Raw genomic sequence first — 13419 nt, forward strand, 5'->3', positions numbered from 1 at the left:
GCGCGCGCAGAAGCCTTAATACAAATTGGGCTCCATCTCCAGTTGCACTGCAAAACGCTGTTCGATATCAGCCTGAATACGCCGTGCCAAGGTCAATAGCTGCATGCCTGTGGCTGAGCCATAGTTGACCAGTACCAATGACTGCAAGCGATGCACGCCCGCATCTTCTTCGCGAAAACCCTTCCAACCTGCGGCCTCAATTAACCATCCGGCCGCCAGCTTCACCTGACCATCGGCTTGTGGGTAACCAACAATCCCGGGGTGAGCCCGTTTTAACTCAGCGGCAAGCCCTGCCGAGATCACCGGGTTTTTGAAGAAACTCCCCGCATTGCCCAACACCGCCGGGTCCGGGAGCTTTTCGCTACGAATGCTGCTGATGGCACGACTGACATCACTGGCGGTGGGCTGATCAATACCCAGTTCGGTCAAACGCTGACGCACAGGCCCGTACTCCAAATGCAGCCGTGCGGCCCGATTCAGGGCAAATCTGACCCGCAGAATGAGCCAACGGCCAGGCTGCTGCTTAAACACACTGTCGCGATAGCCAAAGTTGCACTCAGCCAAACCGAAGTCACGCAACTCGCCTGTTTGTCGGTCAAGCGCAGTCAGGCCAGCAAATACGTCCTTGATTTCAACCCCGTATGCGCCAATGTTTTGCATGGGCGCTGCACCTACGGTGCCCGGGATCAAGCTGAGGTTTTCGAGGCCCGACAACCCTTGTGCCAAAGTCCAGAGCACAAAAGCATGCCAAACCTCGCCCGCCTCAGCTTCAACCACAACCCGCTCGCTACTTTCTTCGATCATGCGAATGCCACGGCTGACCATGCGCAAAACCAGCGCCGGTACATCAGCGGTTAACAGCAGATTGCTGCCGCCTCCGATCACCAGCAAAGGCAGTTGGCGATCTGCGGCACAGCGCAGCGCCTCACGCACATCATCGTCTGTGTGCGCTTCGCCAAGCAGACTGGCACGTACGTCGACACCAAAACTGTTAAAGGGCTTGAGCGAGGCATTAACCTGCAACTGCAAACTCATAAACGCCCCTTCAGCTCAACGATCAATCGGTCGCAAGCCTGCTCGACCAAGTCCAGAACCTCTTCAAATCCATGCTCGCCGTCATAGTAAGGATCAGGCACTTCGTCTTTCGCCCCGTCATAACGAGACAAAAACAGATCCAGCTCAGCCTTGGCGTTCGAAGGCTGTAGGGCCTTGAGATCGCGCAGGTTGCTGCGGTCCATCGCCAGAATCAGGTCATAGGTATTGAAGTCGGCTGACTTGGCTTGCTGGGCACGTTGCGCCGACAAGTCGTAGCCACGCAACCTCGCCGCACGCTGACTACGCGAATCAGGGGCTTTGCCCACATGCCAATCGCTAGTGCCCGCAGAAGCCACTTCGATGCGATCTGACAGACCGGCCTCAAGCAATTTGTGGCGCAACACGCCTTCTGCTGTAGGAGAACGGCAAATATTGCCCAGGCACACGAACAGGACGCGCATCAAACCTCCAACAAACGCCGAACGCGCTCTAGGTCTTCAGGGGTATCAACGCCCGCAGGCGGAGCCTCAACCACATCTGCCACATGAATGCGCACGCCATGCCAAAGCGCTCGCAACTGCTCCAGACGCTCAGTGTTTTCTAGCCAGCACGGCCCCCAGCTCACAAAGTCATGCAGAAAGCCTGCACGGTAAGCGTAAATGCCAATGTGCCGGCGATAAGGCACGCCTTCAGGCAAATGATCGGTGCCCTTGGCAAAATCATCGCGAGCCCAAGGCAAGGTGGCGCGGCTAAACGTCAGCGCCAGACCGTTAATGTCGCTGACAACCTTGACCACATTCGGATTGAACAGTGTTTCGACGTCGCTAATCGGCTCGGCCAATGTCGCCATGCGCGCTTCACCGTGAGCCGCCAGGTTGACTGCAACCTGATCAATCACTTGTGGCGGGATCAACGGCTCGTCACCTTGTACGTTGACCACGATGGCATCGTTGGCCAAGCCCAGTTGCGCAGCCACCTCAGCCAAACGATCAGTCCCTGACTCATGGTCAGCCCGGGTCATGATCACGTGTGCGCCAAAGGCTTTGCAGGCGTCAATAATGCGCGCATCGTCAGTGGCAATCACCACCTGCTGGGCGCTGCTTTTGCACGCTTGTTCCCACACATGCTGCACCATCGGTTTGCCCGCGATCATTTGCAGCGGCTTGCCGGGCAAACGGGTTGAGGCGTAACGCGACGGGATAACGACTGTGAAAGCGGGGATCATTTGTCCAGACGCTCATCAGGGCTCAGGGTGCGGGCTTCAGTTTCCAGCATCACCGGAATGCCATCACGGATCGGGTAGGCCAAACCGGCGCCTTTGCTGATCAACTCGGTTTTATCGGCGCTGAGCTTGAGTGGGCCTTTGCAAACAGGGCAAGCCAGAATATCGAGCAGTTTGGTGTCCATAAAAATTCCCTGAATAAAGATGAGTTAGGGCAAAAGTCGATTGGGTAACAGACGCAGTAACTGTTGATCAAACCAAAGGACAAACGCCTCTGAGGGTACTGCGTCTACCGCCAGATACCACCAGTCTGGCGACGCAAAAGTGCGGCACTTCACCGCATCTTTCTCAGTCATAACCAGCGGTAACGACGGCGTAAAATTCAAGACCTCAGCGCTGTAGAGCGCGTGGTCAGCAAAGGCATGGGCAATTGGCCGCCAGTGTAGCGCTTCAAGTGTGGTGAAGAAACGCTGCGGGTTGCCGATCCCGGCCACCGCGTGCAGCGCTTGCTGCGGCGGAAAAAAGCCCAAGGTTTGGCGCTCACCGCTTAACACGTTAATCAGCGCAGTGGGTTTCAACTCGAAGGCGAAACCTGCGTCAGTGTCGAGGGCAGCGCCGTTGTACAACACCGCATCAACACTCTGTAAACGTTCAGCGGGCTCACGCAGTGGCCCGGCAGGCAAGCAATGGCCGTTGCCCAAACCTCTGGCGTTGTCGATCAGCACCAATTCAAGGTCCCGCGCCAGTCGGTAATGCTGCAAACCATCGTCTGACAAAATCAGGTCTAAAGGTTCGCTGGCTAGCAACGCGCTGACGGCACGGCTGCGGTCGGGGTCGATCATTAATGGCACGCCGCTGCGCTGCACAATCAGCAGGGGTTCGTCCCCCGCCACTGTCGCACTTTGCTGCGCGTGAACACGCCAAGGAAAGCTTGGTGGCTTGGCCCCATAGCCTCGGCTGACCACTCCAACCCGCACACCATTGCGCTGGCAGTGCTCGATCAACCATACAATGAGCGGCGTCTTGCCGGTGCCACCGACCGTGATGTTGCCCACAACAATCAGCGGCACGGGCGGACGATAGATTTCGCCTTCACCCGCGACAAAGCGCGCACGCTTGCGCTCAACCACGCGCCGATAGAGGCACTCCAAAGGGCGCAACACCTTGAGCAATGGGTGCCCTTCATACCAGGCCCGTAATAAACGATCAGACATGGCCATCAGGGAGTCGTCTGCGCCTCGACCGTGGTCATGCGCAAATGGCTAAAACCGAGTTTGCCTGCGGCGTCCATTGCGGTGATCACAGCTTGATGTTGAGTTTTGCCATCGGCGCTGATCGACAACGGCAAGCTGGTATCGCCACCCGACTCTGCCTGCAACGCGTCCATCAAGCTGGCCAAATCGTTTTTCGGCAGCAGTTGGTTATTCACCGAAAACACGCCGTCTGCGCTGATCGCGACATCCAATTGCTTGGGGTTTTGGTCTTCACTGGGAGAACCGCTGACGGCCTCCGGTAAGTCGACCCGCAACTGGGTCTCACGGGTGAAGGTGGTGGTCACGACAAAAAACAGCAGCAAGATGAACACCACATCAATCAGCGACGCGAGGTTGATATCGACTGTTTCTCGTGGCTTGCGGCGAAATTTCACGCTTTGCTCCCAGCCATGTCGACTTCGCGATCGCCCTGCACGACTTCAACCAACTTGATGGCTTCTTGCTCCATGCCGACAACCAGCTCATCAACGCGCCGCTGCAAGAAGCGGTGGAAAAACACCGCTGGGATACCGACCATCAAACCGGCTGCCGTGGTAATCAGCGCCTTGGAAATACCACCGGCAAGCACCGCCGCATTGCTGGTCATGCCTGCCCCCATAAAGGAGCTGAAAATATCGATCATGCCCAACACTGTGCCCAACAGCCCCAGCAACGGAGCCATCGCAGCGATGGTGCCCAGTGCATTGAGATAGCGCTCAAGCTCGTGGATGACCCGAGCAGCGGCTTCTTCAATGCACTCTTTCATGATCTCGCGACCATGACGTGAGTTAGCCAGGCCGGCAGCAAGGATCTCACCCAGCGGGGAGTCAGCTCGCAATTGCTTGAGCTTGTCCTTGTCCAGCTGCTTGTCTTTGATCCAGACCCAAACCTGCCCCAGCAGATGTGGCGGGGTCACGCGGCTAGCACGAAGGGTCCACAAGCGCTCGACAATAATGCCCAGCGCGGCAACGGAGCTCAGGATGATCGGCAGCATCATCCAGCCGCCGGATTTGACCAATTCCCACACAGTGACAATCCCCTCGAAAAAGTGCGCCACTCTACCATAGGGCCGGGCGACGCTCCTAAGAAGCATGGCAAAACCTGCGCCGGGCGATACCAAGCAGCAAGAGCACGCTCAAAGCGTGTTGCGTGCGTTTAGTCGCGCCAAAAGCGGCGTTGTTCACGCATGGTTTTGGCCTGCGTAAAGGCCCCCAAACGTAACTCAATAGCACCTTGCTCGGCGCTGTCGAACACCTGAACACCCAGCGCCTGATAGCGCGCCATGACCTGCGGATGCGGGTGCCCAAAGTTATTACCATGCCCCCGCGATATCAATACAGCACGTGGCGACAAAGCCTTGAGCAAAGCCATTGATGACGACGTGCGGCTGCCATGATGAGGTGCTTGTAACCAATGGGTTGTCGTTGCCAAGGGGCTTTGCAGCAAGGCCCGCTCGGCGTGAGCGTCAATATCGCCGGTTAACAGCAAGCGCTCGTTATTGGCCTCGATTTGCACCACACATGAATGCTGGTTACCGTCTGTCGCCTGAGACCATTGCCAAAGTGAAAACTTAACCCCATCCCACTCCCAAGCCTCGCCACTGACGCACGGCTGCGCATTCAAACGCTCCGGCAATCGCTGAGGCTCACCGCTCAACACCTGCTTGACCTTTAACGCCGCGCTCACCGCCAGTGCGCCACCGGCGTGATCCGCATCGGCATGGCTAAGCACCATCAGGTCCAGTTCACCCACGCCCAGCGCTCGCAATGCAGGCACCACGACCCGCTCGCCCTGATCAAAGTCCCGAACTCTGGGGCCTGCGTCATACAGCAACGTGTGATGCCGAGTACGCAACACGATCGCCAATCCCTGCCCGACATCCAACTGCAAAACCTCCACCTGACCATGAGGGATTTGCTCACGCGGGGCGAATACCGCCAGCATTACCAACGGCCACCCCAAAGGTCTTAACACGACGCCAGCAGGCAGTAACAGCAGCAACGCCCCCACTGCGCTCAGCAACCAAATAACCAACGGAACAGATTGAGGCGTCCAACTGGAAAAGTGCGCTGCCAGCACTGCCAGCGCCCTGATCAGCCAATCCAGCAAACCTCCCGACAACCACAACAGGCTCTCACCCAGCCAAGGTACAGGTAGCAATAATGTGCCCAACAATGCCGTCGGTAATACCAACACGCTGATCCACGGCACCGCCAGCAAATTAGCCGCAGGCCCCGTCACGCTAATGGGCAAGCCGAGAATCCACAGCAACGGAAACAACCCCAATGCAATCAAGCCTTGCGGGCGCGTAAACGCGGCCCACCAAGGCCAAGGCCCCAAGCGCCCGCTGAAGGTAAAAATCAAGACCGCGACCGCAGCAAATGACAGCCAAAAACCGGGCCTCAAGCTTGCCAACGGCTCAGCGATTAACACCGCATTGAGCGCCAACAAAAAGGGTAACCACGCGCCCAAATGCCGAAAGCGTAAACGCCACAACAGCACCAGCCCGAGCATCACGCAGGCACGCTGCACAGGCACCTCAAAACCGGCCAGCAAGCCGTAACCTGTCGCGCCAACAAATGCCAATCCACAAGCCCAAGGCAACCACGGCAAACGTCGCGGCCATAGGCCATAGCGGGCTAATAACGCCACTAGCCCATAAATCAAACCGGCAAACAGCCCAATGTGCTGCCCCGAAATGACCAATAAGTGCACGGTGCCTGTGGTTTGCAGGATCGCCCAGTCGTCACGGCTCAAACCCGAGCCATCGCCCATGACTAACGCTGCTAACCACGGCGCTCGCCCGTTGGCCTGCGTGTTGAGCAGGCGTTGGCGCACGCCGTCACGCCACGCTTGTTGCGCCGGAGCCAGTAGTTGGCCGTCCTTGACGGTGCCGGTGGCGCCAATGCGCTGCGCCAACAGCCAAGCTGAGTAATCAAACCCCTGCGCATTGAGCAACCCGCCGGGACGCTTGAGTTTGACCGCCAAACGCCAACGCTCCCCACTGCGCACTGACGGGGCGTCATACCAGCTCAACCTTAGGGTCGCGGGCAGCGGGGTGCGACGCGAAGTAGCGTTTTGCACTTCAAACCGCACCACGCCTGCACCTTGCTCGGGCAGCCCCACAACCCGACCCTCCAGCCACAACGTGTGACCATCGAGCCGAGCGGGCAGTCGATCATCCAGCGCCCATTGCCCTTGCAAGCAGGCCCACGAGAGACCCAACAAAAACAATCCAACCGGATAACCGCGAGTACGCAACACCCCAAGGCCCAGCATGCCCATCACCAGCATTAACCAGACCGGCGGCAAAACCGGTAAATAACGCAAGGCAATCAAGCCTGACGCTAACGCCAACATCCCTGTGTACATAGCCAAATCCAAAGCAGTCCATGCACTCGGATTAGTTGGAATCAGCGCGTCGGGTTTAAATAATTGTCACAAAATCTAAATTGGCAGCCCGCAGAATTTGGGCATACTGCGCCCTCACTCCGAGTGAGAAGCTTATGCCACGGCGTTTATTCAAGCGTTTCATGCCCAACCCAGCCAGCATAAGGGAACACAAATCCTTACGCTTTATGGGCACCTTGCTGCATGACCCCAACCTCTGGCACCTCAATCGCCGCTCAGTTTCCAGGGCGATGGCGGTTGGCATTTTTGCCGCGTTTATTCCCATGCCTTTCCAAATGCTGCTGGCGGCTTTTATGGCCATTTACGTGCGCAGCAACATGCCCATTTCGGTCGGCCTGGTTTGGCTGACCAACCCTATCACCATGCCGCCGGTCTTCTATTGCACCTACCAAATCGGGGCATGGCTAATGAATGTGCCGGCCCGCACCCTGCCCAGTGAGCTGACGTGGGAATGGATCAGCGGGCAACTCTCAACCCTCTGGCAACCTTTCTTGTTGGGGTCTGTGGTGTGTGGCGTGGTGCTGGGCGCCCTGGCCTACTGCCTGACCCTGTTGTACTGGCGCTGGTGGGTCAGCCGCCAATGGAAGCGCCGACAAAACAAACGCCCATGAAAAAGGCCCCCGAAGGGGCCTTACTTATGCGTCGCTGCAACCCATTACTGGCGCATACCACGACCGCTGACCAGCAAGCGGGCGCAAACGATGTACAGCACCACCGTGGCCACCACCATAAAGGTCAGTGCCACGCTGATTTTGATGTCCGACACACCCAAAATGCCGTAGCGGAAGGCGTTGACCATGTGCAACACCGGATTGGCCATCGACACGCTCTGCCAGAACGGCGGGAGCAGGCTGATCGAGTAGAACACCCCGCCCAGATAGGTCAGCGGCGTTAGCACAAAGGTGGGGATGATCGAAATATCATCAAAGTTGCGTGCAAACACAGCGTTCACAAACCCCAGCAGCGAGAAGATTGTCGCTGTGAGCAGCACCACCACGATGGTCAAACCCAGGTGATGCACCTGCAAGTGGGTAAAGAACAGTGACAGTAACGTCACGATCACGCCCACCATCAACCCACGCAAAATGCCACCCACGGTGTAGCCAATCAAAATGGTATGCGGCGATACCGGCGACACCATTAGCTCTTCAATCGAGCGCTGAAACTTACTGCCGAAGAAGCTCGACACAACGTTGCCGTAGGAGTTGGTAATCACCGACATCATGATCAGGCCCGGCACGATGTACTCCATATAGGTGAAACCACCCATATCGCCGATTTGCCGACCGATCAAATTACCGAAGATCACAAAATACAGCACCATCGTGATCGCTGGCGGCAGCAAGGTTTGCGGCCAGATACGCATAAAGCGTCGAACTTCGCGATAAATAATGGTGTTCAACGCGATCAGGTTGGGGCGCAGCTCTGAGCTCATATCGCCACCTTTGCCAGATTTTTTTCGACCAGCGACACAAACAGCTCCTCAAGGCGATTGGTTTTGTTGCGCAAACTCACCACTTCAATGTTTTGCGTGGCCAATTGTGTAAACAGCCCGGTAATGCCAACCGCCTTGTCCACTTGAACTTCCAGCGTGGCGCCATCGAGCAATTGGCTCGGATAGCCGATCAACTGCGGGGCAGCCTGCAAGGGATACTTGAGATCAAGCAAGAAGGTTTCGACATGCAACTGCCCCAGCAACTGGCGCATGCTGGTGTTTTCAACGATGGTGCCGTGGTCGATGATCCCGATGTTGCGGCACAGTTGCTCAGCCTCTTCCAGATAATGCGTGGTGAGGATGATGGTAGTGCCCTGCTCATTCAGCTCGGTGAGAAAAGTCCACATTGAACGGCGCAGTTCAATGTCCACGCCCGCGGTGGGTTCATCAAGAATCAGCAGGCGCGGCTCATGCACCAGCGCACGGGCAATCATCAGCCGGCGCTTCATACCACCCGATAATGAACGCGAGGGCGTATCGCGCTTATCCCAAAGCCCCAGTTGAGTGAGGTACTTTTCGGCGCGTTCTTTGGCGATCTTGGCCGGGATGCCGTAGTAACCCGCTTGGGTGACGACGATATCGAAGGTTTTTTCAAACTGGTTGAAATTGAACTCTTGCGGCACCACGCCGATGCTGCGCTTAAGAGCCGCAGGATTGCGATCCAGGTCATGACCAAAGATATTCACCGTGCCGCTGGTTTTGTTAACCAAGGTGGAAAGAATACCAATGGTTGTGGATTTGCCTGCGCCGTTTGGGCCGAGCAAGGCAAAAAAGTCACCTTCAGCAACATCCAGATCGATACCACTCAGGGCCTGGAAACCGTTGCCGTAGGTTTTGGTTAGCTGCCGTATGGACAGAGCGGAACTCATATCGGATTACGCACCAAGATGGGGAACAGGAGGGTTTAATAAGGGCGAGCTGTTTGTCATACAAGCCCCACACGCAGGCTGCATGGTGCTTGGCCTCGCGACACAAGTACAGTCGCCCGTATTAATAGTGGGTATTAAGTCAACGCGGTCATCACCGCACTTCGATAGGCCGGACGCAGTTTCAGGCGCTCATACCAAGCGCTCAAGTGCAGCATTTGCGGCCGTTCAATAGGCATTTCGAACCAGGCATAGATAAACGATCCCAGTGGAATATCCCCCATGCCGATTTCATCCCCAGACAAATAAGGCTTTTCTGACAAAGCCTGATCCACAATCGACAACAGCTCAGCGCAGGTTTTGCTCGCAGCGTTAATCAGCAACCAATCCTGTTGTTCTGCGGGGGTGCGCAAAACGCCCCAAAACAGATCACGAAAAGGGCCGGCAAAGGAAGATGTTGTCCAGTCCATCCATTTGTCTGCCTGAGCCCGAACACACACATCGCTCGCGTACCAAGAGGTGTCATCGCCATAACGGGCCGCGAGGTAGCGCACAATGGTGTTTGACTCCCAGAGTACAAACCCATCGTCTTCGATCATCGGCACGCGACCATTGGGGTTCAACGCGCGGTACTCCGGGCTGTCGACCACACCAAAGGCACCGCCCGCCTCTTCTCGTTTGTAGGGCAGTGCCAATTCTTCAGCACACCACAGCACTTTTCTGACATTCGATGAATTCTTGCGACCCCACACTTTCAGCATGTTCAGACTCCTGATTGATAGACGCCGAGGCAGTCTACATCCGTAAGACGAACTCCGCCTCCAACCCAAGGTCAGTAGGGTCTGTACGAAATGTTTTCGAGCGACGGTCAGGCAAGGCGAAACAGTCGAGGAACGACCAGGGTCGCGCACGACTCTAGGTGTCTGAGCCTGAATGCAACGCTGCATAACCGAGCGCAAATACATTGCATACAGAGCCGAGTGATACACGCCCACCTTGCTCAAGAGTTGCGACTAAGCTCACAGGGGTGCACGACCTAAGCCTCACGGAGGATTGAATATGCTGTTGTTGTGGATTTTGGTTTTGATCGTTGGCATTGCCTGGCTGGCTCATCGCCGCATTGCGCCGCTGCCAGCCATAGGCATGGTGGCCGTTTACCTCTTGCTGATGGGCGCGTTTAGCCATGCGTCAGGCTGGTTGCTGGGGGTTTTGTGGCTGTTGCTGGCGGCGCCTGCTGCGCTGTTATTGCTGCCCGATCTACGCCGCAAAGTGTTTAGCGCCCCGTTGTTCAACTGGTTCCAGAAAACCCTGCCCCCCATGTCCAAAACCGAGCGGGACGCCATTGATGCCGGCACGGTGTGGTGGGATGGCGAACTCTTCAGTGGTCGCCCCAACTGGGATCAATTGCTGGCCTACCCCAAGGTGCAGTTGACCGAAGAAGAGCAGGCTTTTATCGACGGCCCTACCGAACAATTGTGTGCAATGGTCAGCGACTGGCAAATCGGTCAGGACATGGATCTGCCGCCCCAAGCGTGGGCGCATATCAAGGAACATGGCTTCTTTGCGCTGATTATTCCCAAAGAGTTCGGCGGCAAAGGATTCTCGGCCTACGCCCACTCGCAAGTGGCCATGAAACTCGCCACCCGCAGCGGCGACTTGGCATCAACCGTCATGGTGCCCAATTCCCTTGGCCCCGCCGAGTTGCTGCTGCACTACGGCACCGACGAACAACGTAACCACTATCTGCCGCGTCTGGCCCGTGGCGATGACATTCCCTGTTTTGCCCTCACCGGCCCACTGGCGGGCTCCGATGCGGGCGCCATGCCGGACACTGGCGTGGTCTGCAAAGGCCAATGGCAAGGCGAAGAAGTGCTCGGCCTGCGCCTGAATTGGGAAAAGCGCTACATCACTCTCGGGCCGGTCGCTACCCTGCTCGGCCTTGCCTTTAAGGCTCACGACCCAGACCACTTGCTGGGCGAAGAAGAAGATTTAGGCATCAGCTTGGCGTTGATCCCCACCGATACGCCAGGTGTCGAAATCGGACGTCGCCACTTGCCGCTGGGCGCAGCATTCATGAACGGCCCTAACTGGGGCAAGGACGTGTTTATCCCTCTGAGCTACCTGATCGGTGGCCAAGAGATGCTCGGCAAGGGCTGGATGATGCTGATGAACTGCCTGTCCGTGGGCCGTTCCATCTCGTTGCCTGCCGTAGGTACAGGGGCCGCCAAATTCACCAGCTTAGTGACTGGGCAGTATGCTCAAGTGCGTGAGCAGTTCAACGTACCGCTGGCCGCGTTTGAAGGCATTCAAGAAGCACTGGCACGAATTGGTGGTAACGCCTGGCTGATGGACAGCGCGCGCATGCTGACGGCCAACGCCGTGGACCTGGGCGAAAAACCATCGGTGTTGTCGGCCATTCTCAAGTACCACCTGACCGAGCGAGGCCGTGAATGTATCAGTCACGCCATGGACGTTCATGGCGGCAAAGGCATCATCATGGGCCCCAACAACTACTTGGGCCGCAGTTGGCAAGGTGCGCCGATTTTTATCACGGTAGAAGGCGCAAATATTCTGTCGCGCAACCTGATGATCTTTGGTCAAGGCGCCATCCGCTGTCATCCCTTTGTATTGAAGGAAATGGCACTCGCCGGGCGTGAGGATCACGCTCAAGCGCTGCAGGAGTTCGACGAGCTGTTGCTCAACCACATCGGTTTCGCCGTCAGCAACGCGGCCAGCACACTGGTGTTGAACCTAGGGTTTGGCCGCTTTGAACAAGCCCCCGGCAACGCCTTGAGCCAAGGTTATTTCCGGGCACTGAATCGTCAGGCAGCCGCCTTTGCCATGCTGGCCGACTTGAGCATGATGCTGCTGGGCGGCGAGCTTAAACGTCGCGAACGCTTGTCAGCACGCCTGGGGGATGTGCTCAGCCATATGTACTTGGCCTCGGCCGCGCTCAAGCGTTATCACGACCTCGACTCGCCTGAGCACCTCAACCCATTGTTCAAATGGGCCATGGAAGAAAGCCTCGGCCACGCTGAACGTGCACTGGATGAACTGCTGAAAAACTTCCCGAGCCGCACGCTGGGCTTTTTGTTGCGCGGCGTAGTATTTCCGCTAGGCCGCCGCCACACAGGGCCGTCGGACGCGCTGGATGCCGAAGTGGCCGCCGTGCTGGGACGCGCCAAAGGTGACCCCACCCTTGAAGCCGTGCTTGCGGGTTGCTATCGCCCGCAGTCAGCGGACGATCCAGTGGGCGCACTGCAACACGCGTGCGAGCAATTAAGCGCCGCACACCCGCTGTACAAAAAACTCCACGAAGCGCTCAAAAGCGGTCAGGTCAAACCGGCAGTAGGCCAATCATCTATCGACGCAGCACTGCAAGCCGGTGTGCTTCAAGCCGATGAGGCCCAAACCCTGCACAAAGCTGAGGTGGCGCGGCGCAAAGTCATTGATGTGGATGATTTTGCCAAGGAACAACTCACCCACAACGAAGGAAAGATTCGCTAGCAGGACAGCGGGCGCTGGGGGCTTTATACTCCCGCGCCCGTTTTGCTCTAGAGGACACCACAATGGCCACCAACGATCTCAACCATAATCTCGCCCTGCTCGATATGTTGCGCAGCATCCTGGTTGCTGTCGGTGATGCCGAACAGATCCCGGAAGAAAGCCATGCTCTGTTCATGGAGCGCTTCGACGAAATGAAAAGCGGTCTACTGACCGACTTTGATAACAGCCAATACTTGGGTCAGGACATCCTGTGCCAAGTCATCGAACGCTACCCGCAAATCGCTCACTTGGTGCCCCGCGACTTGTTGTGGTTCTTCGGCGGTGCGTGCTTTAACTTCCTGTCCGATGAAGAATTGGACATGTATGAAGCTCTGGAAGAACGTCGCCATGAAGCTGAGCTGAACGACGAACCGTTCGACTGGAATCAGGAAAAACAATTCATGGCGCTGCCGACCGAAAAAGACAGCCCACAGCACTGATTGCCTCACTGAGCACTCAAGGCCCGCCCGGCATTCCCGGCGGGCCTTTTTTATGGGCTGAAAACGCCATCGGTTAACTCGTTTTGTCACGCCATGCAAACAGCGTAGTGCGCAATATTTTGCGCAGAACACGGCGCGCGTCCTGCCAGAT

Annotated in this window: 14 protein-coding genes; 3 read left to right on the forward strand and 11 right to left on the reverse strand. The window is 56.9% G+C overall.

The genetic code is table 11. The annotated features are described in order from the left end of the window. Window positions 1–15: 15 nt before the first annotated feature. The 8 genes from murB to ACZRJQ_RS20925 all read right to left on the reverse strand — a co-directional run bounded on the left by murB (window position 16) and on the right by ACZRJQ_RS20925 (window position 6882). Complete coding sequence (gene murB / locus ACZRJQ_RS20890; RefSeq protein ID WP_463980200.1) at window positions 16–1035, reverse strand: UDP-N-acetylmuramate dehydrogenase; 1020 nt, start codon at window positions 1033–1035, stop codon at window positions 16–18. Further along, on the reverse strand, window positions 1032–1496 hold the full coding sequence (locus ACZRJQ_RS20895; RefSeq protein WP_463980201.1) for a low molecular weight protein-tyrosine-phosphatase: 465 nt from the start codon (window positions 1494–1496) through the stop codon (window positions 1032–1034). The genes murB and ACZRJQ_RS20895 overlap by 4 nt, the downstream gene beginning before the upstream one ends. After that, window positions 1496–2260, reverse strand: coding sequence for a 3-deoxy-manno-octulosonate cytidylyltransferase (gene kdsB / locus ACZRJQ_RS20900; RefSeq protein ID WP_463980202.1), 765 nt, complete (start codon window positions 2258–2260; stop codon window positions 1496–1498). Before kdsB ends, ACZRJQ_RS20895 begins: the two co-directional genes overlap by 1 nt. Further along, window positions 2257–2442: a Trm112 family protein gene (locus ACZRJQ_RS20905; RefSeq protein WP_048377831.1), complete on the reverse strand. Its 186-nt coding sequence runs from the start codon at window positions 2440–2442 to the stop codon at window positions 2257–2259. Before ACZRJQ_RS20905 ends, kdsB begins: the two co-directional genes overlap by 4 nt. Window positions 2443–2466: 24 nt before the next feature. Then, window positions 2467–3477 (reverse strand): tetraacyldisaccharide 4'-kinase, encoded by a 1011-nt coding sequence (lpxK, locus tag ACZRJQ_RS20910; protein ID WP_463980203.1) that lies wholly within the window; start codon window positions 3475–3477, stop codon window positions 2467–2469. Continuing rightward, the gene (locus ACZRJQ_RS20915; RefSeq protein WP_463980204.1) at window positions 3477–3905 is read right to left on the reverse strand and encodes an ExbD/TolR family protein; all 429 of its coding nucleotides are present in this window, start codon (window positions 3903–3905) and stop codon (window positions 3477–3479) included. Before ACZRJQ_RS20915 ends, lpxK begins: the two co-directional genes overlap by 1 nt. Beyond that, the gene (locus ACZRJQ_RS20920; protein ID WP_463980232.1) at window positions 3902–4537 is read right to left on the reverse strand and encodes a MotA/TolQ/ExbB proton channel family protein; all 636 of its coding nucleotides are present in this window, start codon (window positions 4535–4537) and stop codon (window positions 3902–3904) included. Before ACZRJQ_RS20920 ends, ACZRJQ_RS20915 begins: the two co-directional genes overlap by 4 nt. Window positions 4538–4665: 128 nt before the next feature. Beyond that, window positions 4666–6882: a DNA internalization-related competence protein ComEC/Rec2 gene (locus ACZRJQ_RS20925; RefSeq protein WP_463980205.1), complete on the reverse strand. Its 2217-nt coding sequence runs from the start codon at window positions 6880–6882 to the stop codon at window positions 4666–4668. Window positions 6883–7016: 134 nt separating this feature from the next. On the opposite strand from ACZRJQ_RS20925, the gene ACZRJQ_RS20930 reads away from it, so the two are divergent. After that, window positions 7017–7532, forward strand: a complete 516-nt coding sequence (locus ACZRJQ_RS20930) for a DUF2062 domain-containing protein (protein WP_463980206.1) — start codon at window positions 7017–7019, stop codon at window positions 7530–7532. Between the two features lie 44 nt (window positions 7533–7576). On the opposite strand, the gene ACZRJQ_RS20935 is transcribed toward ACZRJQ_RS20930, so the two are convergent. The 3 genes from ACZRJQ_RS20935 to ACZRJQ_RS20945 all read right to left on the reverse strand — a co-directional run bounded on the left by ACZRJQ_RS20935 (window position 7577) and on the right by ACZRJQ_RS20945 (window position 10043). Continuing rightward, a complete protein-coding gene (locus ACZRJQ_RS20935) occupies window positions 7577–8356 on the reverse strand; it encodes an ABC transporter permease (RefSeq protein ID WP_463980207.1) in 780 nt (259 codons plus the stop codon). After that, window positions 8353–9285 carry an ABC transporter ATP-binding protein gene (locus ACZRJQ_RS20940; RefSeq protein ID WP_463980208.1) on the reverse strand — a complete coding sequence of 311 codons (933 nt, stop codon included), beginning with the start codon at window positions 9283–9285 and terminating at the stop codon, window positions 8353–8355. Before ACZRJQ_RS20940 ends, ACZRJQ_RS20935 begins: the two co-directional genes overlap by 4 nt. A 134-nt stretch (window positions 9286–9419) precedes the next feature. Beyond that, on the reverse strand, window positions 9420–10043 hold the full coding sequence (locus ACZRJQ_RS20945) for a glutathione S-transferase (RefSeq protein WP_463980209.1): 624 nt from the start codon (window positions 10041–10043) through the stop codon (window positions 9420–9422). A 298-nt stretch (window positions 10044–10341) separates the two neighbouring features. On the opposite strand from ACZRJQ_RS20945, the gene ACZRJQ_RS20950 reads away from it, so the two are divergent. Together ACZRJQ_RS20950 and ACZRJQ_RS20955 are read left to right on the forward strand one after the other, a co-directional pair. Then, window positions 10342–12789 (forward strand): acyl-CoA dehydrogenase, encoded by a 2448-nt coding sequence (locus ACZRJQ_RS20950; protein WP_463980210.1) that lies wholly within the window; start codon window positions 10342–10344, stop codon window positions 12787–12789. Between the two features lie 62 nt (window positions 12790–12851). Next, complete coding sequence (locus ACZRJQ_RS20955; RefSeq protein ID WP_463980211.1) at window positions 12852–13268, forward strand: PA2817 family protein; 417 nt, start codon at window positions 12852–12854, stop codon at window positions 13266–13268. Window positions 13269–13419: the final 151 nt, after the last annotated feature.

Source organism: Pseudomonas sp. E315, assembly GCF_055406205.1.